The sequence below is a fragment of the Nocardioides sp. NPDC058538 genome (assembly GCF_042719275.1).
In the GTDB taxonomy this organism is placed as follows: domain Bacteria; phylum Actinomycetota; class Actinomycetes; order Propionibacteriales; family Nocardioidaceae; genus Nocardioides.
Genome location: NZ_JBHXNY010000038.1, coordinates 26565 through 49891 on the forward strand (window position 1 = coordinate 26565; position 23327 = coordinate 49891).

The window sequence follows — 23327 nt, forward strand, 5'->3', positions numbered from 1 at the left end:
TGCCCGCGCCCGCCGCCCTTGAGTCCCTCCGACGCAGGAGATCCGGCTACCACGTACGCAGTAGCGACGGCCCCGAAGAGTCCACGCAGGCAGGACGACTCCGGCGCGCGTCGACGGGACGATCGAGTCATCGGATCGAACTCGACGAAGGAGCCCTCCATGTCTCTGAACGACGTGCTCATCAACGCCGCCGACCCCGACGTCGGCGCCTACACCCTGACCACCGCCCGGCTGTGGGCGACGCTCGCCGTATTCGTCGGCCTGGCCGGAGCGGTGGCCGGCGCAGCGGCGCTGGCCCGTGCCGTACGCGGCGTCGGCAACCGGGGCCGCAACGGCGCCGTCGTCGCGCTCGGCTGCGGTGCGATCGCCCTGGTCGTCGGCGTGGTCAACCTGCTGGTCGCCGACGGCGGACCCGGCACCGGCAACGGAGTGGTCGGCGGCGGGATGGCGATCGTCCTCGGCCTAGCCGGCCTCGTCCTCGGCGCGCTGACCCTGACCAGATCGCGCCGAGTCGGCGCGAACTGACGTGATTCACTGTCGAGTCGGCTCGTCAGAACGAGCCGACTCGGCGTCAGGTTCGCTCGAGGAGGAGAAGGACCTCGTGGTGATCGGTGTTGGGGAACATGTCGAGCAGCCGTGCTGAGACGGGGCGGAGCGAGGGCATGTCGCGCAGGTCGCGGGCGAGGGTGTCGACGTTGCAGGAGGAGTACACGACGTGCTCGACCCCCGACTCCTCCAGCCACCCGGCGAGCGATGAGCCGACCCCGCGCCGCGGAGGGTTGACGATGACCAGGTCGGGCGCGGAGTCGGCCGAGAGGGCGTACGCCGCCGCATCCCCGGCCACCCAGCTGGTGCCCGGCAGTCCCAGTTCCGCGGCGGTCGAGGCGGCGGCTTCGATGGCCTGCTCGCTGGACTCCACACCGAGCACCTCCCGTCCGGGAGCGGCGACGTGCAGCCCGAAACCGCCGACTCCGCAGTAGAGGTCCCAGACAGAGGTCGGCGCCGCCGCGGAGACCAGGTCGCGGGCATGGCGGTAGAGAGAGGCGGCGACATCGGTGTTGGTCTGGAAGAACGAGTGAGGGCGCAGCCGCAGGCCGATCCCGTTGACCTCCATCGTGAGCGCCTCGCGCGCGGTCAGGAAGATCTCCTCAGGCCCCTCGATGACGGCCTTGTGCTCCGGCTGGATGTTCACCGACGCCACCGCGACCGGCAGCGAGTCCAGCAGCGCCGGAAGGTGCTTGCGCAGCCGGGCCAGCGCCTCGGTGGACCGCAGCACCCAGCGGACCATCAGCTCCCCGCCCGGCGCCTCGGTGACGATCACGTGCTTGAGCTCGCCGCGCCGCTCCGGCACCGAGTAGGGGGTCAGCCTCGCGGTCGTGACGAACCGGGACAGCACCGGCAGCGCGGCCTGCAGTCCGGGGGTGTGCAGCCCGCAGGCGAGCAGGTCCACCCCGAGACCGTCGTGCGACAGGATGCCCAGCGTCGGCGCCTCCACCGAGCCGGCGACGACCATCTTCGCCTTGTTGCGGAAACCGGCCTCCGGGCTGGAGACCGGTTCCTCCCAACGTAGGTCACCGAGAGTCGCTGCGACCCGCTGCTGCTTCTGGGCGAGCTGGTCGGCGTACGCCATCTCCAGCCAGCGGCAGGAGCGGCAGGCGCCGGAGGTGAAGTAGCCGCAGTCCATCCGTCAGATTCGGCTGCTGAGCATCGCATTGATGTTGTCGAACGTCGTGCTGTCGGTCTCGTTGGACGCGACGACGATCATCACGATGATGAAGATGATGTAGGCGATCCAGAAGAGCATGTAGAGCGCCCCGAAGATCGTCCCGATGAGGCCGGTGATGAAACCGGCCTGAGCGTTGCCGCGCCCGCTGTAGGCAGCCGGGTTGGCGTCGATCTCGGCCATCACCCGCTTGCCCTTGACCCATCCGAAGGGTGCGACGAAGACGCCGATCCCGCCGCACATGACCGACAGGCACAGCCCGACGATCCCGAGGACCATCGCCGTGTTGGCCTCGGGATGCGGAGGGGGCTGCGGGAAGCCGTAGGGCGCCGGTGCGGGCTGGTATCCCGGCGGTGGCGTGTCCGTCATCTCAGAACTCGCTGTCGTACGTCTCGTAGCCGCTGTCGTAGCCCGGGTCGTCGAACCCGCCGCTGACCCCGATGATGACGACGACGACGATCAGAAGGATGCTCAGGACCAGCAGGACGGTGCCGATGATGCCGAGGATGAAACCCGCCTGCGCGTTGCCGCGGCCGGTCAGAGCACCGGCCGACGCGTCGATCCGCTTCTTGGCGGAGAGACCCATGAACAGGGCGAACGGCGAGAGGACGATGGGAATACCACAGAGGAACGACCCCACGAGCCCGACGATGCCGAGGACCATCGCCGTGGTCGCCCCCGAGTCCGGGGTGCCTACCGGACCGGCGTACGCAGCCGGAGCACCGTAGGGCGCCTGGCCGTAGCCCGGCTGACCACCGTAGTTCGGCTGACCGCCGTAGGCCGGCGGAGGCGTCCCGTAGCCAGGGGTCGGAGCCGGCGGGACCGGCGGCTTCTGGTCGAAGGTCGCGCCGCCGTAGGGGTTCGAGGGCTGCTCACCGTAGGTCTGGCCGTACATCGGCTGGGTCGGTGCAGGCGGCGTCGACGCAGGCGGAGTCGCCACCTGGGTCGCGTCGGATTCGGCCGGCTCGGACGGGGTCGGCGGAGGCGGGGTGGAGGCGTCGGCCGGCTGGTTGGGATCGGGCTGATCGTCGGACGGGTTCGTCATGGCCGACATTCTGTCTTAACTTGCCGGATCCGTGGATCGCGAGGGCGTGTTGAGCCAGTCGTCGATCTCGACGAGCAGACCTTTCTTGGTCGACTCGGGCGCGGTCGAGGCGGTGATCGACATCCGTGCCAGGTCGGCGAGCGTCTTGTCGGTGAGCTCGTGAGCGGCCCGCATGGTGGCGTACTGCGCCGCCAGCCGGGACCCGAACAGCAGTGGGTCATCGGCCCCCAGTGCCACGGTCGCACCCGCGTCGAGCAGCTGCGGCAGCGGCACCGACGTCAGGTCGGAGTAGACACCGAGCGACACGTTGGAGGTCGGGCAGACCTCCAGCGCGACACCCGCGCGCACGATCTCGTCGAGCAGTGCCGGATCCTCGGCAGCGCGTACGCCGTGACCCAGCCGGGTCGCGTGCAGCGACCGCAGCACGGTGCGGATGTGCTCGGGACCGCGCAGCTCGCCGCCGTGCGGCATCAGCCGCAGACCGGCCCGCTCGGCGATCTGGAAGGCGTGGTCGAACTCCTCGGTCCGTCCGCGCCGCTCGTCGTTGGAGAGCCCGAAGCCGACCACGCCGTGGTCGACGTACTGCGCGGCCAGGCGCGCCAGCGTGCGCGCGTCCATCGGGTGCCGGGTGCGGTTGGAGGCGATGATCACCGCGATCCCGAGCCCGGTCGCCCGCTCCGCGTCGCGGACGGCATCCAGAACCAGATCTGTGAAGGCCGTGATCCCGCCGAACTTCGCCGCATAGCCCGACGGGTCGACCTGGATCTCGAGCCACCTGCCGCCGTCGCGTACGTCGTCCTCGGCGACCTCCATGACCAGCCGCCGGATGTCGGCCTCGGTGCGCAGCACCGAGCGCGCCACGTCATAGAGACGCTGGAACCTGAACCAGCCCTTCTCGTCGGCCGCGCTCAGCGTCGGCGGCCAGTCCGAGAGCAGCTGGTCGGGCAGTCGGATCCCGTCGCGCTCGGCCAGCTCGAGCAGGGTCTGGTGGCGCATCGCGCCGGTGAAGTGCAGGTGCAGATGCGCCTTCGGCAGCGTACGTAGGTCGCGTCGGTCCACACTCATATGCTCAACATTCACGCGACCACCTCCGTAGTGCAAGCGCCAGGGTACGGACGCGGTCGCGTGATCTTTTGGTTCGTTCGCTGACGCTCTCTCACGCGAGCAGCTTCTCCGCAGCTGCCAGCTTCACGCACGCCGTGACGACCTCCATGGCCCCGCTGACCTGCTCCAACGGAGGGAAGGACGGTGCCAGCCGGATGTTGGTGTCCTCCGGGTCGAACTTTCCGGGGAACGCCGATCCGGCCGGGGTCAGCGCGACGCCGGCACCCTTGGCCAGCTCGATCACCCGGGTCGCGGTGCCCGGAAGCACGTCGAGGCTGACGAAGTAGCCACCGGCGGGCTTGGTCCAGGTCGCCACGCCGAGCGCACCGAGCTCAGCGGTGAGCGCGTCCTCGACGGCCGCGAACCGCGGCGCGAGCAGCTCGCGGTGCTTGGCCATGTGCTCGCGTACGCCGGCCGCCGAGCCGAAGAACTCCGCATGCCGCAGGTGGTTGACCTTGTCGGGGCCGATCGCGCCGTGGCTGAGGTGGTCCAGCCACCAGGCGATGTTCTCCTTCGAGCCGCCGAAGAAGCCGACGCCGGCACCGGCGTAGGTGACCTTGGAGGTGGAGGCGAAGACCAGCGGACGGTGGGGGTTGCCGGCCGCGTTGGCCAGCGAGACGACGTCGGCGGTCTTGGTCTCGGCCGGGGTCAGGTGGTGCAGCGCGTAGGCGTTGTCCCAGAAGATCTTGAAGTCGGGAGCCGCGGTCGGCATCGAGGTGAGCCGCTCGGCGATCTCCTGCGAGGTGGTGTCACCGGTCGGGTTGGCGTAGGTCGGGACCAGCCACATGCCCTTGATCGTGGGGTCGTCCTTGACCAGGGCGGCGACGGCGTCGGCATCGGGCCCGTCGGCGTGCATCGGCACGGTCAGCATCTCGATGCCGAACCACTCCAGGAGCGTGAAGTGACGGTCGTAGCCCGGCACCGGGCAGACGAACCTCACCGTCTCCTCGCGCCCCCACGGCCGCTCGCTGTCGACGGCACCGTGAAGCCACAGGTACATCAGCGTGTCGCGCATCATCGTGAGGCTCGAGTTGCCGCCGGCGATGAGCTGGTCGGTGTCCAGGCCGAGCAGCTCGGCGTAGATCTCGCGGATCTCGATGCCGCCCGCCAGGCCGCCGTAGTTGCGCGTGTCGGTGCCGTCCGGGGCGGTCGTCGTCTTGGGGAGATGGAGCAGGCCGTCGGAGAGGCTGAGCTGGTCCGCGGAGGGCTTGCCCCGGGTCAGGTCCAGCTTCAGGCCCTTGGCCACCAAGTTGTCGTACGCCGTGCGCTGCTCCGTTGCGAACGCTTCGAGTTCCTCGCGCGAGAGCTCGGCGAGGGGACGGGGATCTGAGGTCATGCCAGCAATCCTATGGGTCAAGGGGTCCCGGTTTGGAACGTGCTGAGCCGCGTGCGTAGACTCACCGTTGGTGGTCTTCCCACATGGTCAGTTGCGCCCTCAACCGCGCGTCTGATGCAGACCTCCGTAGGGCACTAGCTCAACTGGCAGAGCATCGGTCTCCAAAACCGAAGGTTGGGGGTTCAAGTCCCTCGTGCCCTGCAAAGCCGGACCAGCGATGGAAACGTTTTCGAGAGAAGGTGGCGGCGTGACGGACAGCAAGGCAGTCCCGACTCCGAACGACAAGAAGACGGAGAAGCGCACCAGTCTCCCGACGTTCTACCGTCAGGTCGTGGCCGAGCTCCGCAAGGTCGTCTGGCCGACGCAGCAGCAGCTCACGACGTACTTCATCGTGGTTCTGGTCTTCGTCCTGGTCATGATGGCGATCGTCGCGGGCCTTGACCTCGGGTTCGGCAAGTTGATGTTCTGGGTGTTCGGCGGCCGCGACGCGTGATCGCGTGGGCCCCGGCCCGCGGAACACACCCGATACACACAATCAACGGTTTGGAGCAGGACGTGTCTGAGCAGGACTACACCGAGGAGACCGAGGTCCTCGAGACGGCCGAGGCCGCCTCCGACGTGCCTGCAGAGGCTGAGCTCGACGAGGCCGACGAGTCCGCTGACGCCGTCGAGTCCGAGGACTCCTTTGACGAGATCGTCGAGGGCGAGGCCCCCGAGGCTGCTGAGGACGACCCGCTTGAGGCGTTCCGCCGTGAGCTGTGGGCGAAGCCGGGCGACTGGTTCGTGATCCACACCTACTCCGGCATGGAAAACCGGGTGAAGTCCAACCTGGAGAACCGCATCGTCTCCCTCAACATGGAGGACTACATCCACGAGATCGTGGTCCCCACCGAAGAGGTCCCGGAGATCAAGAACGGCCAGCGCAAGATGGTCAAGCGCACGGTTCTCCCGGGTTACGTGCTGGTCCGGATGGACCTCACCGACGAGTCCTGGGCCGCCGTACGCCACACCCCGTCGGTCACCGGCTTCGTCGGCCACAGCCACCAGCCGGTGCCGCTGTCGATGACCGAGGTCGAGAACATGCTCGCCCCCGCCGTCGTCGCCCAGGCCGAGGCCGAGGCTGCCGCCGCCGGTGACGCTGCGACCGCCACCTCCGGCTCCACCGGCACCGCCAAGAAGCCCGTCGAGGTCGTCGACTTCGCCGAGGGCGACTCGGTCACCGTCGTCGACGGCCCCTTCGCCACCCTTCACGCGACCATCACCGAGCTCAACGCCGAGTCCCAGCGCGTCAAGGCGCTCGTCGAGATCTTCGGCCGCGAGACTCCGGTCGAGCTCTCGTTCAACCAGATCGAAAAGGTCTGAGCGGGTCGAGACCCACTTTCCCGTAGCAATCAGGCTCCTTGCCCGCACCCGCGAGCAAGGAGCCTGATGCGTTTTGCAGCTGAGCGAAGGTCAGGCAGGCGTCTGCAAGGCCGAGAGCTCCTGCGGATCGTCGGCGGCCGGCATCAGGACGAGAGTCTCCAGGTCCCGTACGACGGCGGCAGGCGTGAGAGGTGACGGCAGCAGCAGCACGTCGATGAGGCCGTCGACCGAGTTGTCGATGGTGAACCGGGCGGCAGCGTTGATCCTGACGAGCTCGTTGACCTCGCCCTGGGCGGCGGCGGCGCGGACGCCTCGCGCCAGCGCAGCGGGGTCGTCGGGGGTGACCAGCGTGATCGAGCCACAGTCGGTCTCGGGGAGACCGCCGTCGTCGGAGGCGACGACGCGACAGCCGGAGTGCTGGGCCTCGATCGAGACGATGCCGAAGGTCTCGTGCCAGTACTGGCTGTTGGAGGGCATGACGATGATGTCGTGCTGGGCCATCAACGTGGCCATCGCGCGCGAGGTGGTCCGCCGGGGCACGAGCCGAACGCTGGGATGCGCTTCGAGGACCCGCTCGATGTTGCGGCCCTGCGGCTTGTCGGAGCCGGCGGTCGTGGCCGTGCAGGTGAAGGCCCGCTCCTGGCCGACCGGGTCCAGGTCGAGCATCGCCAGCAACGTGTAGATCCCCTTCTCCGGGCTCAGCCGGCCCGCGTAGAGGATGCGAATCCCGGCCTCGTCTGCCGGCGGGCGGACCTCGGTGCTGAAGCACGCCTCGGCGTAGGGGTAGACGATGCTGATGGTGTCGATGTCGACGTCGAGGAACTCGGCCCACAACTGCGCGGAGAACCGGCTGGTCGCGATCAGCGACCGGTCCTGCATGGTGGCCGCGATGCGGGTCCGGTCGACGGCGTCTCCCGGTGGTGGCACATGCAGCATCTGGTACGCCGGTCGCCTGGTCACCACGACGGGGAACTCGGCGACGAAGATCACGACCCCGTCCAGCTCGCCGACGTCCGCGACGCTCGCCATCGAGAGGAAGGGGATGTCCGCGAACTCGTCGCGTCCGTCCGTCATCCCGACACCGATGGTGACGACGTGGGCATTGATGCCGCGGCGATTGAGCTCGCGGACATGGCCGATCGTGTAGTTCTCGGTGCCCCCGGTTCCTGCCGGCAGCGGCTGGTGCGGGTTCCAGACGAAGTAGATGTTTCCGACTGTCTTCGGACGATTGTCGAGATACGAAGGCATCTGCCCACTGTCTGCGGGTTGCTGCCGACACCGCTGCCGTGTGCCCTTGCGATGTCCGCGTCGAGCGGCAGGTGTCCTGCAGTCTTGGCCCCAGCCTAACCGCCGGGTCCTCACCTCACGTAGACGCGGACTTCCCAGGGCTCCAGCCGATCGGGATCGATCCTGCTCCGGGGGTAGTTGGCCAGCACCAGCTCACGAGCCACCGGGTCGTCGCGGTCGACGGAGACCGGCAGGTCGGACAGATTCGCATGGACGGTGAGGGTCACGTCACCCAGCTGGCGCCGGAAGGCGTAGATCTGGTCACGGCCGGTGTCGATGGCGGCGAAGTGCCCGTCCACCACGACCGGCAAGCGGTGCCGCAGTGCGATCAGGGCGCGGTAGTACTCATAGACCGAGCCCGGCGCGCCACGCTGTGCGTCGACGTTCAACCAGCTGTGGTTGGGATTGACCCCGATCCAGGGGCTCCCGGTCGTGAAGCCGGCGCCCGACGCGGCGCTCCACTGCATCGGCGTACGCGCGTTGTCCCGGCTCCGGCGTCGCAGGGTGTCCAGCGCGACGGCGGCGTCCACGCGGTGCGTACCGACCGCTCTCGCGTAGTAGTCGAGCGACTCGACGTCCCGGAAGTCGTCGATGCCGGTGAACCGGGTGTTGGTCATCCCGATCTCCTCGCCCTGGAAGACGTACGGCGTGCCCCGGTGCAGATGCAGCACCGTGGCCAGGGCGGTGGCCGACTCGCGCCAGTACATCGTGTCGTTGCCGTAGCGGGAGACGACCCTGGGCTGGTCGTGGTTGTTCCAGTAGAGGCTGTTCCAGCCGGTGTCGCCGAGGGCGGTCTGCCACTTCGCGAGCGTGTCCCGCAGGTCTTTCACGCTCATTCGTCGTTGGGTCCACTTGTCGCCGTCCGCGTCGAGGGTGACGTGCTCGTACTGGAACACCATGGCGAGTTGGCCGTGCACCTGGTCGGTGAACTCCCGGGCCTGCTCGGGTGTGACCCCTGGCATCTCACCCACGGTGAGGTAGCTGCTCGGCCGTGAGTCGAAGACCCGGCGCTTCATCTCGGACAGATAGTCGCGGATCCGCGGACCATGGCTGAAGTACGGCATCCCGTCGCCGTAGCCGTCGCGGTTGAGCGGCGCGTCGGGGAGCCGTGGATCCTTGGAGATGAAGTTGATGACGTCCATCCGGAAGCCATCGATGCCGCGGTCGAGCCACCAGTTCATCATGGTGAAGACCGCCTCGCGGGTGTCCGGGTTGTCCCAGTTCAGGTCCGGCTGGGACCGAGCGAACAGGTGCAGGTAGTACTGGCCTCGCTCCGGCACCCACTCCCATGCGGACCCGCCGAAGGATGCACCCCAGTTGTTCGGTTCCGACCCGGGCTCACCGGGCACCGTCCCCGGCCGGGCATCCCGCCAGAAGTACCACTCGGAGGTGGCCGTCTCACGCGAGCCGCGCGAGGCGAGGAACCAGGGGTGCTGGTCCGAGGTGTGGTTGACGACGAGGTCCATGATCAGCCTCATGCCCCGCAGATGGACCGCGGCGAGCAGCCGGTCGAGGTCCTCCAGGGTGCCGAAGAGCGGGTCGACGTCCTGGTAGTCGCTGACGTCGTAGCCGTTGTCCTCCTGAGGCGAGCGGTAGACCGGGGACAGCCAGATGACATCGATCCCCAGCTCCTGGAGGTAGTCCAGGTGTTCCAGGATGCCCGGAAGGTCACCGATGCCGTCGTCGTCGGAATCGGCGAAGCTGCGGACGTAGATCTGGTAGACCACCGCCGACTTCCACCACGCTTCGTTGCCCGAGGCCGACCGAGACGCGCCGAGTGCGGCCATGTGCCACCGCCTCGGGTTTGCCACCATGCCAGTGTCGAGAATGACCTGGACGACTGTGGCCCTGCTTCGAGCCTATCCGAATGCCAAGTGCGCATTCGAGGTCGGAAAGGAAGCCTTACGGCAGCGTCTTGATCAGCCACTCGACGTACCCGGTGATGTCGGTGACGACTCCGGGGACGGCGGCGTTGGCCTGGGTGACGGTCTTGCCGAGCAGCCGGATGCTGCAGGAGTCGACGGCTCGGTTGGTGTCCCAACCGTCGGCGAGGTCGGGGAAGCGGGAGGACAGCTCGGCGGCACAGATGCCGCGGCGCTCGGAGATCGAGGCCCAGCTGCCGTCATCGGTCGGGGTGGGGCTGGGGCTCGGGGCCGTCGAGGGGGTCGGGCTCGGCTTGTTCGAGGGCCGGGCGCCCGAGCTCGGCTTCGGGGTGACGGCGGGGGGCTTCTTCTTCCCGGGCTTCTGGTCGGCCTTCTTCGCCGCACTCTGCCCCGGGCGGCCTGGTTTCGGCTCGGCGTGCGCGGGCGCGGCGGCGAGCTCGATGTCGTCACCGCCGTAGGGGCTGTCGGCGTAGCCCTTGGCGATCTTCAGGACGGTGGAGACGTACGCCTCGCTGCGGTTGTAGCGAGTGAGCGAGGCCTGCTTCCCCGCATCGGTGGAGACGTCCTCGTCACCGGAGCAGAGGTAGACGGCGGCGGCGAGGGCGGCGTCGTCGATGTCCTGCGGGTCGCGTACGCCGTCGCCGTCTCCGTCGACGGCGACCAACGGCCAGGTGGAGGGGATGAACTGCATCGGCCCGACAGCCCGGTCGCCACTGGTGAGCTTGTCGACGGCACCGGCGTCGGTGTCGGGTGCGGGGTCGCCGGCGGGAGCGGTCAGTGCGGGACCGTAGATCGGAGGCGTGGCCTTGCCCGAGTCGTCGAGCCGACTGCTCTTCAGACGCCCGTGGTCGGACTCGACCATCCCGACGGCGGCGAGCAGCGTCCAGTCGAGGGCACAGGCCCGGTCGGCAGTGGTGACGACGGCGGCCGCACGCTGGTAGGCGGCCAGTGCCGACATCGGGATGTCGCTTCCCTGTGCCATCGCGACGGCGATCGTGCCGGTTCGGGCGCCCTTGCGAGCTCCTTGAGCGGGCGCGGGCTCGGTGACGCTCGCGGGCTGGTCGATCGCCGACGTCACCAGCGTCTCGCCACCGGGCAGCGTCACGGGTTCGACCGGATCGAACCCGGTGCCGGTGGCAGCGGCGGTCCACCCCGCCGAGAGCGCGGCCAGCGGCACGAGCGCGGCGAACATGGACAGACGTCGGTTGAACAATTCAGCTCCCTTTGTAAATCCCTGGGGGAGTATGCCAAGGGGAGTGGTGGCCGTCACTCAGGGGGTCTCACTCAGTGGGCCGCCTCCGCTGATTTCGTGAACCCGCACGGATCACGGACAATTGACCAGTTGCGAGAGCAACACAGCAGGTGGCAGAGGCCGAAACGTACAAGCGGCTTCGTCATGACCACGAGAAGGAAGAGATCTCAAGAATGCCTCCGAAGAAGAAGATCGCAGCGCTCGTCAAGGTGCAGCTGCAGGCCGGTGCCGCGACCCCGGCCCCGCCCGTCGGTACCGCGCTCGGTCCGCACGGCGTCAACATCATGGAGTTCTGCAAGGCGTACAACGCCCAGACCGAAGCCATGCGCGGCAACGTGATCCCCGTCGAGATCACCATCTACGAGGACCGCAGCTTCACCTTCATCACCAAGACCCCGCCGGCCGCCGAGCTGATCAAGAAGGCCGCCGGCCTCAAGAAGGGCTCGTCCGTCCCGCACAAGGACAAGGTCGGCAAGCTGACCAAGGACCAGGTGCGCGAGATCGCGACCACCAAGCTGCCCGACCTCAACGCGGAGGACATCGACGCCGCGATGAAGATCGTCGAGGGCACCGCCCGCTCCATGGGCGTCACCACCGACTGACTGTGGGAGAGCCGCGCTGGCTCGCTAACCACATCTCCTCTTAACCCTTAAGGAATTCACCATGCAGCGCAGCAAGACCTACCGCGCGGCGGAAGAGACGTTCGACAAGAACGAGCTCTACGCCCCGCTGGCCGCGATCAAGATCGCCAAGTCCTCCAGCAAGAAGAAGTTCGACGAGACCGTTGACGTCGTCATGCGTCTCGGCGTCGACCCCCGCAAGGCCGACCAGATGGTGCGCGGCACCGTCAGCCTGCCCCACGGCACCGGTAAGACGATGCGCGTCATCGTCTTCGCCGCTGCTCCGGACAAGGCCGAGGCCGCTCGCGAGGCCGGCGCGGACGTCGTCGGTGGCGACGACCTCATCGAGAAGGTCTCCGGTGGCTGGCTCGACTTCGACGCCGTCGTCGCGACCCCCGACATGATGGGCAAGGTCGGCCGCCTCGGCCGCGTGCTCGGCCCCCGTGGCCTCATGCCGAACCCGAAGACCGGCACCGTCACCCCGGATCCCGGCAAGGCCGTGTCCGACATCAAGGGCGGCAAGATCGACTTCCGCGTCGACCGTCACGCCAACCTGCACTTCATCATCGGCAAGGCCTCCTTCTCCGAGGCCCAGCTCGCTGAGAACTACGCCGCTGCTCTCGAGGAGGTGCTTCGTCTGAAGCCGTCCTCCTCCAAGGGCCGCTACCTGAAGAAGGTCACCCTCTCGACCACCATGGGCCCCGGTGTCCAGGTCGACCCCAACCGCGTCAAGAACGTGGCGGGTGAGGACGAGGCCTGAGCCTCGACCGACCACACGAGCGCCGCTGCCCGGTTTCGGGCGGCGGCGCTCGTCGCATTTGGGCGCTGCGTACGGCCTGTTTCGGTCCATCCGACACTGCCCGTGGACCGCGTCGGGGCCCTAGGTTCGGACGGTCGACGAAAGGAACATCGGTGCTCAGACTTCGTGCTCTCGTCCCGGTCCTCGCCATGGCCCTGGTCGCGGCGGCGGGCGTCACCGCCGCGGCCGACCCGCCCGAACCGTCCGAACCGGTGGTCCGGACCGACAAGGGAGCGGTCGGCGGCGTTGCCCACGACGGCTTCCGAACCTTCCAGGGGATCCCGTACGCCGCCCCGCCGGTCGGCCGGCTCCGCTGGCGCGCCCCAGCGCCGGCCGACTCCTGGACGGGGGTGCGGGACGCCACCGAACCGGGCAGCCAGTGTGCGCAGCAGGCCCCGGCGTACGGAGGGGCGACGACATACGACGAGGACTGTCTGTTCCTCAACGTGTTCGCCCCGGACCGGCCGACGAAGCGGAAGCTGCCGGTGATGGTGTGGTTCCACGGCGGCGGGAACACCACCGGCTCCAGCTCCGGCTACGACGCGAGCAAGCTCGCCGTCGAGGGTGACGTTGTGGTCGTGACGGTCAACTACCGCCTCGGCGCGATCGGCTGGCTGGCGCATCCCGAGTTGGACGGGGCGTACGAGTCCGGCAACTACGGGTTGCTCGACCAGCAGGCCGCCCTGCGTTGGGTGCAGCGCAACATCGCCGCCTTCGGTGGCAACCGGGGCAACGTGACGATCTTCGGTGAGTCGGCCGGGTCGATCGACACCTGCGCCCAGATCGCCTCGCCGGCCGCCGCCGGACTGTTCCACAAGGCGATCCCGCAGAGCGGGAGCTGTGCGGCGGGCGCACGCAGCGACGCGGGTTCCGAGGCCGAGGGCCAGCGGCTCGCCGCCTCGGTGGGCTGCGGCGACGCGGCTGATGTGGCCGCCTGCCTGCGGGCCACCCCCGTCAAGGAGCTGATGGAGGCCTTCGGCGCGGCCGGGCTCAACGCCGGACCGGTCGTCGGCGACCGGCGGGTGCTGCCGCGGACCTATCCCGAAGCCATCGACTCCGGAAGGTTCAACCGGGTGCCGGTGATGCACGGCTCGACCCTCGACGAGATGCGGCTCTACGTCGGGCTCGAGTACCCCCAGCCGATCACGGCGGAGAAGTACGAGCAGGTCGTACGCAGCACCTACGGCCCCGCCGCCGATGCCGTACTCGGGCACTACCCGGCGAGCGCCTACGACGACCAGCGGCACGCCCTGGCAGCGATCCGTACCGACTCGGCCGGTGCGCTGTCCACCTGCGCCCATCAGGAGGCGTTCGCGAAGCTCGAGGCCGCCGGGGTGTCGGTCTTCGCCTACCAGTTCGCCGACCGGGGCGCACCGCCGCTGATCGACCTGCCCGGCTACGAGGAGGGCGCGGAGCACGCCACCGAGCTGACGTTCCTGTTCCCGGGGCTCCTGGGAGAGCTCGACGAAGGACAGCAGAAGCTGTCGGACACGATGGTCTCCTACTGGACCTCGTTCGCCCATCGCGGTCGCCCGGTCGCACCCGGGGCGCCTCGTTGGCCGACCTTCCGGGACTCCGGCGACGTACTCCAGCTGGCACCGGGTGAGGCTGGAGTTCACCCCGTGGACACGGCCGCGACCAGCCACTGTGAGTTCTGGGCCGCCGTTCTCGGTTGATGCACGATCTCACTACGATGGCCCGCCACCTCAAGGGGTAGCGGGCCATCGGTGGCCCAAGACACGTAGAGTGCCACGCATGAATCTGCGGAAGCTCGCTGCTGCCCTGACCGTTCCCGTCCTCGGCCTGGCACTCGCCGCCTGCGGTGGCGGCGACGAGGGTGGCACCTCCTCGTCGGGTGCGAAGCTGGTCAAGGCCGACACCCTGACCATCTGCACGCACCTTCCCTACAAGCCGTTCGAGTTCAACGAGGGCGGCGAGGTCGTCGGCTTCGACATCGACGTGCTCAAGATCGCGGCCGACGCCGAGAAGCTCGAGACCGAGGTCGTGAACATCGGCTGGGAGACCATCGTCTCCGGTGAGGCCCTCAACTCCGGCAAGTGTGACGTCGCCGCCGGCGCGATGACGATCACCGAGGAGCGCGAGAACGTCATGGACTTCACCGAGCCCTACTTCGAGGCGACCCAGGCCCTGATGACCAAGAAGGGCGCGGGCTACGCGTCGCTCGACGACCTCGGCGGCAAGACCATCGCGGTCCAGGAGGCGACCACCGGCGCCGACTACGTCAAGGAGAACGCCCCCGAGGACACCAAGATCATCACGCTCGAGGACTCCGCGCTGATGATGCAGGCGGTCAAGTCCGGCAAGGCCGACGCGGGCGTCAACGACAACGGTCTGCTCTACGACTTCGTGAAGTCCAACTCGGACATGGAGATCACCAGCGAGTTCCAGACCGGTGAGGCGTACGGCTTCACGGTCAAGAAGGGCGGCAACGACAAGCTGCTCGACGTGCTCAACAAGGGCATCAACGACAAGGCCGCCTATGACGAGGTCTACAACAAGTGGTTCGGGGAGGCTGCCGCGCAGTGAGTAGCGCGGCCGTAGTTCCCAAGAAGCGGATGTCGCCGCGCAAACGTGCGGCGCTCGTCCGTTACATCCAGTACGCCATCTTGGTGCTGCTGGTCGTCGTCATCGCGCTGATCGCCGACTGGGGTGAGATCAGGCGGGCGTTCCTCGACCTCGACATCGCGGCTGCGCAGTTCCCCGACGTCATCGTGATCGCCCTCAAGAACACGATCATCTACACCGCCTGCGGGTTCGCGTTCGGACTGGCGCTCGGCCTGGTGCTGGCGCTGATGCGGCTCTCGAGCGTCGGCCCCTACCGGTGGATCTCGACCGGCATCATCGAGCTCTTCCGCGGGCTGCCGGCGCTGGTCGTCTTCCTGGTGCTCGGACTCGGGCTCTCGCTGGCCTTCGGGGTCCATCTCTCCAACCTCGGCACCGTCACGCTGGCGCTCGGTCTGGTCGGTGGCGCCTACATGGCCGAGACGATCCGGGCCGGCATCCAGGCGGTGCCGAAGGGTCAGTACGAGGCGGCACGCACGCTCGGCATGACCCACACCCGAGCGATGGTCACCATCGTTCTCCCGCAGGCGTTCCGGGTGATCCTGCCCCCGCTGACCAACGAGCTGATCCTGCTCACCAAGGACTCCTCACTGGTCTACATCCTCGGTCTGTCTCTGGACGAGTACGAGCTGACGGCGTTCGGCCGTGAAGGCATGAACGCCAACGCCAACCTGACCCCGATGGTCACGATCGCGCTGTGCTACCTGCTGATCACGGTGCCGCTCTCGATCGTCGTACGTCGCATGGAAGCCAAGTCCGGGAAGGCCCGCTGATGACTCAGACCGAGACGACACCGGCTGCCGAACGCGGCGCGGCGGTGATCGACGTACAGAACCTGCACAAGTACTTCGGTGACAACGAGGTGCTCAAGGGCATCGACTTCCACATCGCGCGGGGAGAGGTCGTCTGCGTGATCGGGCCCTCGGGCTCCGGGAAGTCGACGCTGCTGCGCTGCGTGAACCTCCTCGAGGAGCCGACCAGCGGCACGATCCTGGTCGACGGCGAGGAGATCACCGATCCGGACGCCGACGTGGACGGGCTGCGCGCCCGGATCGGGATGGTCTTCCAGCAGTTCAACCTGTTCCCGCACATGACCGTGCTGCGCAACCTGACGGTCTCGCAGCAGAAGGTGCTCAAGCGCGGTAAAACCGAGTCGCTGGAGATCGCCCGGGCCAACCTGGAGAAGGTCGGGCTCTCGGACAAGGCCGACGCCTACCCGGCCCACCTCTCCGGTGGCCAGCAGCAGCGCGTCGCCATCGCGCGGGCGCTGTCGATGAACCCCGACATGATGCTCTTCGACGAGCCGACCTCCGCGCTGGACCCCGAGCTTGTCGGGGATGTCCTGGCGGTCATGAAGGACCTGGCTGCCGAGGGTATGACCATGATGGTGGTGACCCACGAGATGAGCTTCGCCCGCGAGGTCGCCGACAAGGTCGTCTTCATGGACGGCGGCGTGATCGTCGAGGAGGGCCTCCCCGCCGACGTCCTCGGCAACCCCCAGCACGAACGCACCCAGGCGTTCCTCGCCCGGGTGCTCTGAGGCGCGGATGCTCACCGAGCTGCCTCGGTGAGCATCCGGCCGCAACTGGCGGTGATGGCTGCGAGGCCGAGGCAGAGGCCCGCGCCGGTGAGCCAGACCGTCGGGACCCCGTGCGACAACAGACCGGTCGCAAGCATCGGCCCGATCGTCTGTGCGATCCCCCAGCAGGTCCCGTACGCCGCCAGATAGCCCGCTCGCGAGCCGTCGGTCGCCGCCAGGCCGGCCACGAGCGCGATCGGTGGGCCGAGCAGAAGCACCTCGCCGAGGGCGACGATCGCGGAGCCGAGTGCGAGGAGCGGCAGCGGTGCTGCGTACGCGACCACGGCGAAGCCGACGGCCATCAGGACCAGACCTGCGCGGATGAGCGTGAAGGGCCGGGCGGCGGCGCCACGGAGAAGGCGCTGGCCGGCGATCGTGACCAGCGCGGCGACCACGAGCAGCCAGCCGGTGGCCGCGGCGTCGTGCCCGCGGGCGGAGACGGTGAGGGGGAGAGCGATCGTGCTCAGGATCCATGCGGTGGCGAACCCGGTACCGAGCGCAAGCATCGTCATGAGCCGGCGATCACGCCACGGGCTCGGCCCGGACCGCAGCCGGACCCCACCCGGCGTAGCGGTGTCCCGCACGAGGGCGAGGACGAGAACTGCAGCGCACAGACAGGTGATCGCGTCGGCGACGAAGAGCAGGCGCAGGTCGATGCCGCCCACGAGGGCGGCCAGTGCTCCTGCCGCCACGCCGGCGACCGCCATCGCAGCGCCGTAGAGTCCGTAGGCCTGCGGCCGCCGCTCGACCTCCACCGACTCCGCGATCAGCGCCTGAGAGGCGGGCTCATAGATCTCGTACGCCAGCCCGAGCAGCGTCGCGCCGATCAGTGCGCCGGCGATCCCAGGGGACGCGGCGATGACCAGCTGGGCCACCGCGCAAGCGACGAGGCCAGCGACGATGGTCGGCCGGCGGCCCACCGTGTCGGCCATCCAGCCGCCGAGGAGCCGCGAGGGGATGGTGGCGACACCGAAGGCCGTCACGACCGCACCGGCTGTGGCGAGGGAGGCTCCGTGCACCTCGACCAGGGCGACCGTCATGAAGGCGATGGCGAAGGAACCCAGCCTGTTCACCGCCCGGGCGATGACCAGCACGACGAGGGATCGCGGCCACCGTGTGCATCGGTGACTGGTCAATGGTTGAATGACAGTCATGGCTGAGACGGTAGGACCCGAAGTCGTGACTGGTCAAATACATTTCGACAGTCACGTGCATACGGTGACCGAGCAGGCCTGCAAGCTCGTCAACGCCCTGACCCCCGGGCATGAGGGCACGCACCCGGTGCAGCCGCCTCCCTCCGGCCGGCGTACGCAGGTCGTGAGTGACCTGCTGGCCCGCCCCGACTACCAGCCCCAGGTCGAGGAAGCCGACGCCGACGGGATGGTCGCGCTCGCCGAGTCGCTGCGCGTCGTGTTCGAGGCAGCGGCCGGCGGCGACCTCGACACCGCCGCCACCGCGGTCAACGCGCTCATGCGCGAGATGGGCTCGGTCCCGCAGCTCGACCGGGCCCGCGGGGGAGGTTGGGCCCTGCACTTCCACGGACGCGACCCCGGCCTCGTCGTCGGCTGGGGCGCGGGAATCGCCGCCGGCCTCGCGCTCGCGATCGGCTCCGACCTGGCCGGCCGCCTCGGCGTCTGCCAGGCGGACCCGTGCGACCGCGTCTTCGTCGACACCTCCAAGAACGCTGGCCGCCGCTTCTGCTCCACCCGCTGCCAGAGCCGAGTGAAGGCGGCCGCCCATCGCGCCCGCCAGAAGTAGCTCGGGACGTTCTCTAGAGTTGCCGCGTGCGAACCGATCCCGGGGTTGACTGCTCTGCCGCGCTCGAGTGGGTCGAGGAGGTGCTGGGGGAGCGGCTCGCCACGTTCCTGGTGCGGTGCAAGTAGGGTCTGCGTCGTGCCAACGCCTGACGACTACTTCGTGACCCTCGGTGTGCTGCAGGCCGAGTTCGTGGCCGCGCTGAAGCAGGCCGACCCGGACGTGCCGGTTCCGTCCTGCGACGACTGGTCGATCGGCGATCTGGCCGATCACCTGGCCGGGGTGCACCACTGGGCGGCGGCGATGGCGCGCGACGAGGACGAGGATCCGCTGCCGGTCCCGTTGGACCTGGTCGCGGCCTACGAGGAGCAGGCGGCCGAGCTGCGCGAGACGCTCTCGGCGCTGGGGCCGGAGGCGACCGGCCGGATCCTCAACGGGCTCACCGAGGACGGCCGTGGGCCGGTGTCGTTCTGGTTCCGGCGCCAGGTGCACGAGACCCTGGTCCACCTCTGGGACATCCGCACTGCGCTCGGGCTCGACGCACCCGAGGCGCCTTCGGAGCTCTGGGCGGACACGGTCGACGAGGCGCTGACCGTGATGTACCCGCGGCAGATCGCCCTGAAGCGCACGCGAAAGATCGTCACCCGCATCGAGCTGACCGCGACCGACATCGACCAGACGTGGGCGATCGGCGCTCCGAACGCGGTGCAGAAGGTGTCCGTCACCGGATCCGCTCGTGACCTGGCGCTGCTCCTCTGGGGTCGTACGACGCCCCGGTCCGCCGCGCTGACCGTCACGGGTGACGAGGCCGCCCTTGCCGAAGCGCTCTCACGCGCGCTCGTCCCCTAGTCGAGCCTGAAGCCGCGAACGGTCGGCATGGCCGGTCCAGTAGCCGACCCACACCGCCCCGGCGAGCGAGAAGAGCCCGAGCGCGACCGGGGCGGCGGCGATCGAGAAGACCGCGGCCAGACCGGAGACCAGGAGCGGTCCGCCGGTGCCGCCGAGGTCACCGCAGAGCCGCCAGCCGCCGAGGAACTGGGCGCGTCCGTCCTCCGGTGCGGCATCGGCGCCGAGCGTCATCACGATCCCCGAGCCGAGGCCGTTGCCGACGGCGATCAGCGCCATCACCGCGCCCAGGCTGAGCGCGTCGTGGGTGAGGGGGAGCAGCAGGCAGCCGAGGCCGACGGCGAGCACCACCGGGATCGCCACGACCTGACGCCCGCGATGGTCGAGCAGCCAGCCGCCGGGAAGGGTGAGGGCGATGTCGACCAGGGCCGCCCCGGCGAAGAGCAGCGAGACCACCGACGCCTCCAGGTGGATGTGGTCGGCCCAGAGCGGGAGCAGGCCGGTGCGTACGGACCGGGAGATCCCGATGATCACCACCGCCACCCCGAGCGTGGCGAAGGTCCGGCGGTGGGTCCACAGCACGCTGCGTACGCTCAGATGCCCCTGCTCACGGGAGCGGGTACGGCCGAGCTCGGGCATCCAGCCGCCGATCACCGCCGAGCACAGCGACATCGCGGCCGCGAACAGGAAGACCACGGGGAGGCCGAAGGCGTGGATGAGCCCGGCGCCGAGAAGCGGTCCGACGAAGACCCCGATCCGGAACGACCCGCCCAGCAGCGACATCGCCCGCGCCCGGTGGGAGAGCGGGGTCGCGTCGATGAGGAAGCCCTGCCGCGCGATCAGGAATGCCGTCCAGCTCATCCCGCTCACGAACACGGCGATCGCGAGCACGGCGACCGAGCTGCTGAGGAACGCCACGGTCATCGCGACCGCGTCGAGAGCCCCGGCGCCCATCAACGTCCGCCGCTCGCCGATCCGTGCCACCAACGACCCCGCGGGCAACGAGGTGGCCAGCGACCCGATCCCGAGCAGTGCGACCACGAACGCGGCCGTCGACGCGTCCGCCCCCAGGTCGGAGGCCCGAAGCGCCAGGACCGGCATCACCGCACCGTGCCCCATGGAGCTGACGATCGAGGGCGCGTACGCCACCAGCGCGATTTCTCGGAACCGGAACTCCGTCGTCGTCTCCGTCGTCACCCCTTTACTCTGCCCGCTTCGTTACCGAGGCTCACTATTTGTACGCCGACCGAGACGTCACGCCCGTCGACTGAGGCGTCACTCAGGTCGCTCGAGACGTCACCTAGGTCGGCCGAATCGGCAACGAGGTGCCCACTCGGCCGACGCGGGTGACGCCTCGGCGGGGGATCGTCACCAGCGGGAGTGGATGGCCTCCCGGAAGTGGGTGTCGTAGATCTGACGTACGCCGGAGAGCAGCTCGTCGGAGAGCGCGGGCAGCGAGCCGGCGGCGGAGTTGGCGTGGGCCTGGGACGTGTTGCGGGCGCCGGGGATGACGGTGGTGACGCCGGGCTGCTGAGCGACCCAGGCGAGGGCGACCTGCGCGGGCGTCGCGCCCTCGGGTCCGTGCTCGGCAGCCAGGGCGGCGAACTCCTGGGCGGCCTCGACCCCGGTGGCGTAGTCGACGCCGGAGAAGGTCTCGCCGACGTCGAAGGCCTCGCCGTGGCGGTTGTAGGTGCGGTGGTCGTCGGCGGCGAAGGTGGTCGACTCCGAGTAGCGACCGGACAGCAGTCCGGAGGCCAGCGGCACCCGCGCGATGATCCCGACGCCGGCCTCCGCGGCCGCCGGAAGCACCAGATCCAGCGGCTTGAGCCGGAACGCGTTCAGGATGATCTGGACCGACGCCACGTTGGGCCTCGCGATCGCGGCCAGGGCCTGGTCGCAGGTCTCCACGCTGACGCCGTACGCAGCGATCGTCCCTTCCGAGACCAGGGTGTCCAGCGCGTCATAGGTGGCTGAGGACTCGATCGTCTCCGTCGGCGGGCAGTGCAGCTGCACCAGGTCGATCGTGTCGACCCCGAGATTGGTGCGCGAGCGGTCCAGCCACTCGCGGAAGGCGGCGAGCGTGTAGTTCGCGGGCACCTGGTCCACCCGGCGCCCCATCTTCGTGGCCACGAAGATCCCGTCGTGCGACCGCAGGAACCGCCCGATCACCTGCTCGCTCCGGCCGTCCCCGTAGACGTCGGCGGTGTCGAGGAAGGTCACCCCGTCGCCCACCGCGGCCTCGAGCACCGCCAGCGCGTCCGACTCGCTGACCTCGCCCCAGTCGGCGCCGAGCTGCCAGGTGCCGAGACCGATGACCGACGCCGAGCGACCGATCCTTCCGAAGGTGTGGCTCTCCATGCTGACAAGTTACTGCCCGCCGATTTGGCGGCGTCCCGCGGCGTACGCATAATTGTTGTCTGAAACCAGAGACCGCCGGTTGTCAGGTGCGCATGCACTCGATCGAAGGTTCCGCAGGATGCGGACGGCCAGCGTAGGTGAAGAGCAAGACGAGATCGTACGTCACGCCCTGAGCCTGCGCTCGGGGCGTTTGTCATGCAGGGCCCTCACCGGTGGGATCGATTCCCGGAAGAAGGAGACCCATGGCGCGGGCTGAAAGGCAGGCTGCCGTCGCGGAGATCGCTGAGAAGTTCAGCGCCTCGAGCGGCGCCCTGCTCACCGAGTACCGTGGTCTCACCGTCGGCGAGCTGAAGACTCTTCGCCGCTCGCTCGGTGAGAACGCCAACTATGGCGTGGTCAAGAACACGCTGACCAAGATCGCCGCCAAGCAGAGCGGCATCGAGGGTTTCGACGACCTGCTGACCGGCCCGACCGCGATCGCCTTCATCAAGGGTGACGTCGTTGAGGCGGCCAAGGGTCTGCGTGACTTTGCCAAGGCCAACCCCAACCTTGTCATCAAGGGTGGATACCTGGACGGCAAGGCCATCGACGCTGCTGAGGTTGGCAAGCTCGCCGACCTCGAGTCGCGCGATGTCCTGCTCGCCAAGCTTGCCGGCGCGATGACCGCATCGCTGTCGCAGGCGCTCTACGCCTTCAACGCTCTGCCCTCGAAGACCGCGCAGCTCGCTGCCGCTCTCGAGGCCAAGGCCGCGGAGGACCCCTCGATCCTCGCAGGTGGTGCCGCTGAGCCGGCCGCCGCCGAGGAGGCTCCGGCCGAGGCCTGAGGCCCCGGTCGTAACTAACCACCACCTGTAACCCGGCCCGCTGCGGTACTCAAAGAAAAACGCAGAGGGCCACCACGAAAGGAAATGCCATCATGGCGAAGCTCACCACCGCCGAGCTGCTCGACGCGTTCAAGGAGCTCACCCTCATCGAGCTCTCCGAGTTCGTGAAGGAGTTCGAGGAGACCTTCGGCGTCACCGCTGCTGCTCCGGTTGCCGTCGCCGCCGCCGGCGCCCCGGGTGCCCCCGCCGCCGCCGCCGAGGAGGCCAAGGACGAGTTCGACGTCATCCTCGAGGCCGCTGGCGACAAGAAGATCAACGTCATCAAGGAGGTGCGCGCCCTGACCTCCCTCGGTCTGAAGGAGGCCAAGGAGCTCGTCGAGGGTGCCCCCAAGGCTGTCCTCGAGGCCGCCAACAAGGAGACCGCTGACAAGGCGAAGGAGGCCCTCGAGGCCGCCGGCGCCACGGTCACCGTCAAGTGATCTGAGGGCTTCGGCCCTTGAGCCCGGGTTCGGCGGATTCCGCCGGGCCCGGGCTTTCTCTACATTGCGGAAACAGTTCCGCAACAGATCGGGCAAGCCGCAGCGCAGTGCTCCGATCGTTCAAGCCGCGGGTTGCTACTCCTGAGTAGCCACTCGCGGTTTGTTTCGTTATCTTGAACACACGCCGGGCGTGAAGGGTCGCAATCCGACCGTCGACGTTTTGGCCGGGGGAGTCCGTCTCGGGTGGTGATCACCGTCATCGTTCGCAGGCCACTATGGTTTACAAAAGTGTGACGCGTGTCGCGGAAAGTGCGTAACCCCCGTCACACTCTGCCGTTAGTCGGGCAGTGGGGACTTGAGGGAGATCCCCGCGCGAACAGGAAGGGAGCCGGCCCGGATGGGTGTAGACGTAAAGATCGAAGGGCTGACCAAGAGCTTTGGTAAGCAGCTCATCTGGAAAGATGTCTCGTTGACGCTGCCTGCGGGCGAGAT

General features: G+C 68.6%; 24 protein-coding genes and 1 tRNA gene. 14 read left to right on the forward strand and 11 right to left on the reverse strand.

Annotated features, from left to right (window positions below; all coding sequences use genetic code 11):
- Positions 1 to 159: 159 nt before the first annotated feature.
- Positions 160 to 525 carry a DUF6223 family protein gene (locus ACFWQC_RS24220; protein ID WP_378684006.1) on the forward strand — a complete coding sequence of 122 codons (366 nt, stop codon included), beginning with the start codon at positions 160 to 162 and terminating at the stop codon, positions 523 to 525.
- A gap of 46 nt (positions 526 to 571) precedes the next feature.
- Here ACFWQC_RS24220 and rlmC read toward each other — a convergent pair whose 3' ends face one another.
- From rlmC to ACFWQC_RS24245, 5 genes are all read right to left on the reverse strand, one after another.
- Positions 572 to 1684 (reverse strand): 23S rRNA (uracil(747)-C(5))-methyltransferase RlmC, encoded by a 1113-nt coding sequence (rlmC, locus tag ACFWQC_RS24225; protein WP_378684008.1) that lies wholly within the window; start codon positions 1682 to 1684, stop codon positions 572 to 574.
- Between the two features lie 3 nt (positions 1685 to 1687).
- The gene (locus tag ACFWQC_RS24230; protein ID WP_378684011.1) at positions 1688 to 2092 is read right to left on the reverse strand and encodes a DUF4190 domain-containing protein; all 405 of its coding nucleotides are present in this window, start codon (positions 2090 to 2092) and stop codon (positions 1688 to 1690) included.
- A 1-nt stretch (position 2093) separates the two neighbouring features.
- Positions 2094 to 2768, reverse strand: coding sequence for a DUF4190 domain-containing protein (locus ACFWQC_RS24235; RefSeq protein WP_378684014.1), 675 nt, complete (start codon positions 2766 to 2768; stop codon positions 2094 to 2096).
- 15 nt (positions 2769 to 2783) lie between these two features.
- Positions 2784 to 3833 (reverse strand): adenosine deaminase, encoded by a 1050-nt coding sequence (locus tag ACFWQC_RS24240; RefSeq protein WP_378684017.1) that lies wholly within the window; start codon positions 3831 to 3833, stop codon positions 2784 to 2786.
- A 91-nt stretch (positions 3834 to 3924) separates the two neighbouring features.
- Positions 3925 to 5208 carry an aminotransferase class I/II-fold pyridoxal phosphate-dependent enzyme gene (locus ACFWQC_RS24245; protein ID WP_378684020.1) on the reverse strand — a complete coding sequence of 428 codons (1284 nt, stop codon included), beginning with the start codon at positions 5206 to 5208 and terminating at the stop codon, positions 3925 to 3927.
- A gap of 128 nt (positions 5209 to 5336) precedes the next feature.
- Here ACFWQC_RS24245 and ACFWQC_RS24250 point away from each other — a divergent pair.
- The 3 genes from ACFWQC_RS24250 to nusG all read left to right on the forward strand — a co-directional run bounded on the left by ACFWQC_RS24250 (position 5337) and on the right by nusG (position 6570).
- A tRNA-Trp gene (locus ACFWQC_RS24250) sits at positions 5337 to 5409 on the forward strand.
- Positions 5410 to 5425: 16 nt separating this feature from the next.
- Positions 5426 to 5701 carry a preprotein translocase subunit SecE gene (gene secE / locus ACFWQC_RS24255; RefSeq protein WP_160025598.1) on the forward strand — a complete coding sequence of 92 codons (276 nt, stop codon included), beginning with the start codon at positions 5426 to 5428 and terminating at the stop codon, positions 5699 to 5701.
- Between the two features lie 62 nt (positions 5702 to 5763).
- A complete protein-coding gene (gene nusG, locus ACFWQC_RS24260; protein ID WP_378684024.1) occupies positions 5764 to 6570 on the forward strand; it encodes a transcription termination/antitermination protein NusG in 807 nt (268 codons plus the stop codon).
- Between the two features lie 90 nt (positions 6571 to 6660).
- Here nusG and ACFWQC_RS24265 read toward each other — a convergent pair whose 3' ends face one another.
- The 3 genes from ACFWQC_RS24265 to ACFWQC_RS24275 all read right to left on the reverse strand — a co-directional run bounded on the left by ACFWQC_RS24265 (position 6661) and on the right by ACFWQC_RS24275 (position 10953).
- Positions 6661 to 7818, reverse strand: a complete 1158-nt coding sequence (locus tag ACFWQC_RS24265) for a glycosyltransferase family 4 protein (protein ID WP_378684027.1) — start codon at positions 7816 to 7818, stop codon at positions 6661 to 6663.
- Positions 7819 to 7928: 110 nt separating this feature from the next.
- Positions 7929 to 9644, reverse strand: a complete 1716-nt coding sequence (locus ACFWQC_RS24270; protein WP_378684029.1) for an alpha-glucosidase — start codon at positions 9642 to 9644, stop codon at positions 7929 to 7931.
- Positions 9645 to 9759: 115 nt separating this feature from the next.
- Positions 9760 to 10953, reverse strand: a complete 1194-nt coding sequence (locus ACFWQC_RS24275) for a lytic murein transglycosylase (protein WP_355019343.1) — start codon at positions 10951 to 10953, stop codon at positions 9760 to 9762.
- Positions 10954 to 11165: 212 nt separating this feature from the next.
- Here ACFWQC_RS24275 and rplK point away from each other — a divergent pair, with 212 nt between their 5' ends.
- The 6 genes from rplK to ACFWQC_RS24305 all read left to right on the forward strand — a co-directional run bounded on the left by rplK (position 11166) and on the right by ACFWQC_RS24305 (position 16534).
- Positions 11166 to 11594, forward strand: a complete 429-nt coding sequence (rplK, locus tag ACFWQC_RS24280) for a 50S ribosomal protein L11 (RefSeq protein ID WP_141802520.1) — start codon at positions 11166 to 11168, stop codon at positions 11592 to 11594.
- Positions 11595 to 11655: 61 nt separating this feature from the next.
- Positions 11656 to 12372 (forward strand): 50S ribosomal protein L1, encoded by a 717-nt coding sequence (rplA, locus tag ACFWQC_RS24285; RefSeq protein ID WP_357355114.1) that lies wholly within the window; start codon positions 11656 to 11658, stop codon positions 12370 to 12372.
- 152 nt (positions 12373 to 12524) lie between these two features.
- On the forward strand, positions 12525 to 14087 hold the full coding sequence (locus ACFWQC_RS24290) for a carboxylesterase/lipase family protein (protein WP_378684034.1): 1563 nt from the start codon (positions 12525 to 12527) through the stop codon (positions 14085 to 14087).
- A 79-nt stretch (positions 14088 to 14166) separates the two neighbouring features.
- A complete protein-coding gene (locus ACFWQC_RS24295) occupies positions 14167 to 14958 on the forward strand; it encodes a transporter substrate-binding domain-containing protein (protein WP_378684037.1) in 792 nt (263 codons plus the stop codon).
- The gene (locus ACFWQC_RS24300; protein ID WP_378684040.1) at positions 14955 to 15767 is read left to right on the forward strand and encodes an amino acid ABC transporter permease; all 813 of its coding nucleotides are present in this window, start codon (positions 14955 to 14957) and stop codon (positions 15765 to 15767) included. Before ACFWQC_RS24295 ends, ACFWQC_RS24300 begins: the two co-directional genes overlap by 4 nt.
- Positions 15767 to 16534 (forward strand): amino acid ABC transporter ATP-binding protein, encoded by a 768-nt coding sequence (locus tag ACFWQC_RS24305; protein ID WP_378684043.1) that lies wholly within the window; start codon positions 15767 to 15769, stop codon positions 16532 to 16534. The genes ACFWQC_RS24300 and ACFWQC_RS24305 overlap by 1 nt, the downstream gene beginning before the upstream one ends.
- An 11-nt stretch (positions 16535 to 16545) precedes the next feature.
- Here ACFWQC_RS24305 and ACFWQC_RS24310 read toward each other — a convergent pair whose 3' ends face one another.
- Positions 16546 to 17727: an MFS transporter gene (locus ACFWQC_RS24310; RefSeq protein ID WP_378684046.1), complete on the reverse strand. Its 1182-nt coding sequence runs from the start codon at positions 17725 to 17727 to the stop codon at positions 16546 to 16548.
- A gap of 55 nt (positions 17728 to 17782) precedes the next feature.
- On the opposite strand from ACFWQC_RS24310, the gene ACFWQC_RS24315 reads away from it, so the two are divergent.
- Entirely contained in the window at positions 17783 to 18331 is a 549-nt protein-coding gene (locus ACFWQC_RS24315; protein ID WP_378684049.1) for a CGNR zinc finger domain-containing protein, read from the forward strand.
- Positions 18332 to 18466: 135 nt separating this feature from the next.
- Positions 18467 to 19177 carry a maleylpyruvate isomerase family mycothiol-dependent enzyme gene (locus ACFWQC_RS24320; protein WP_378684051.1) on the forward strand — a complete coding sequence of 237 codons (711 nt, stop codon included), beginning with the start codon at positions 18467 to 18469 and terminating at the stop codon, positions 19175 to 19177.
- On the opposite strand, the gene ACFWQC_RS24325 is transcribed toward ACFWQC_RS24320, so the two are convergent.
- Both ACFWQC_RS24325 and ACFWQC_RS24330 read right to left on the reverse strand, forming a co-directional pair.
- Positions 19157 to 20371, reverse strand: coding sequence for an MFS transporter (locus tag ACFWQC_RS24325; RefSeq protein WP_378684054.1), 1215 nt, complete (start codon positions 20369 to 20371; stop codon positions 19157 to 19159). The genes ACFWQC_RS24320 and ACFWQC_RS24325 overlap by 21 nt on opposite strands.
- Positions 20372 to 20542: 171 nt before the next feature.
- Complete coding sequence (locus ACFWQC_RS24330) at positions 20543 to 21532, reverse strand: aldo/keto reductase (RefSeq protein ID WP_378684057.1); 990 nt, start codon at positions 21530 to 21532, stop codon at positions 20543 to 20545.
- A 242-nt stretch (positions 21533 to 21774) separates the two neighbouring features.
- Here ACFWQC_RS24330 and rplJ point away from each other — a divergent pair, with 242 nt between their 5' ends.
- Together rplJ and rplL are read left to right on the forward strand one after the other, a co-directional pair.
- On the forward strand, positions 21775 to 22356 hold the full coding sequence (gene rplJ / locus ACFWQC_RS24335; protein ID WP_350663335.1) for a 50S ribosomal protein L10: 582 nt from the start codon (positions 21775 to 21777) through the stop codon (positions 22354 to 22356).
- Positions 22357 to 22448: 92 nt separating this feature from the next.
- Entirely contained in the window at positions 22449 to 22835 is a 387-nt protein-coding gene (rplL, locus tag ACFWQC_RS24340) for a 50S ribosomal protein L7/L12 (RefSeq protein ID WP_179660967.1), read from the forward strand.
- Positions 22836 to 23327 lie beyond the last annotated feature (492 nt).

Coding starts and splice junctions, on each gene's coding strand:
- ACFWQC_RS24270 (WP_378684029.1), bottom strand. CDS start 9,644: ATGGCCGCACTCGGCGCGTCTCGGTCGGCCTCGGGCAACGAAGCGTGG.
- ACFWQC_RS24220 (WP_378684006.1), top strand. CDS start 160: ATGTCTCTGAACGACGTGCTCATCAACGCCGCCGACCCCGACGTCGGC.
- rplJ (WP_350663335.1), top strand. CDS start 21,775: ATGGCGCGGGCTGAAAGGCAGGCTGCCGTCGCGGAGATCGCTGAGAAG.
- rplK (WP_141802520.1), top strand. CDS start 11,166: ATGCCTCCGAAGAAGAAGATCGCAGCGCTCGTCAAGGTGCAGCTGCAG.
- ACFWQC_RS24330 (WP_378684057.1), bottom strand. CDS start 21,532: ATGGAGAGCCACACCTTCGGAAGGATCGGTCGCTCGGCGTCGGTCATC.
- secE (WP_160025598.1), top strand. CDS start 5,426: ATGGAAACGTTTTCGAGAGAAGGTGGCGGCGTGACGGACAGCAAGGCA.
- ACFWQC_RS24235 (WP_378684014.1), bottom strand. CDS start 2,768: ATGACGAACCCGTCCGACGATCAGCCCGATCCCAACCAGCCGGCCGAC.
- ACFWQC_RS24230 (WP_378684011.1), bottom strand. CDS start 2,092: ATGACGGACACGCCACCGCCGGGATACCAGCCCGCACCGGCGCCCTAC.
- ACFWQC_RS24265 (WP_378684027.1), bottom strand. CDS start 7,818: ATGCCTTCGTATCTCGACAATCGTCCGAAGACAGTCGGAAACATCTAC.
- rplL (WP_179660967.1), top strand. CDS start 22,449: ATGGCGAAGCTCACCACCGCCGAGCTGCTCGACGCGTTCAAGGAGCTC.
- rlmC (WP_378684008.1), bottom strand. CDS start 1,684: ATGGACTGCGGCTACTTCACCTCCGGCGCCTGCCGCTCCTGCCGCTGG.
- rplA (WP_357355114.1), top strand. CDS start 11,656: ATGCAGCGCAGCAAGACCTACCGCGCGGCGGAAGAGACGTTCGACAAG.
- ACFWQC_RS24295 (WP_378684037.1), top strand. CDS start 14,167: ATGAATCTGCGGAAGCTCGCTGCTGCCCTGACCGTTCCCGTCCTCGGC.
- ACFWQC_RS24245 (WP_378684020.1), bottom strand. CDS start 5,208: ATGACCTCAGATCCCCGTCCCCTCGCCGAGCTCTCGCGCGAGGAACTC.
- ACFWQC_RS24310 (WP_378684046.1), bottom strand. CDS start 17,727: ATGACTGTCATTCAACCATTGACCAGTCACCGATGCACACGGTGGCCG.
- ACFWQC_RS24305 (WP_378684043.1), top strand. CDS start 15,767: ATGACTCAGACCGAGACGACACCGGCTGCCGAACGCGGCGCGGCGGTG.
- ACFWQC_RS24240 (WP_378684017.1), bottom strand. CDS start 3,833: ATGAGTGTGGACCGACGCGACCTACGTACGCTGCCGAAGGCGCATCTG.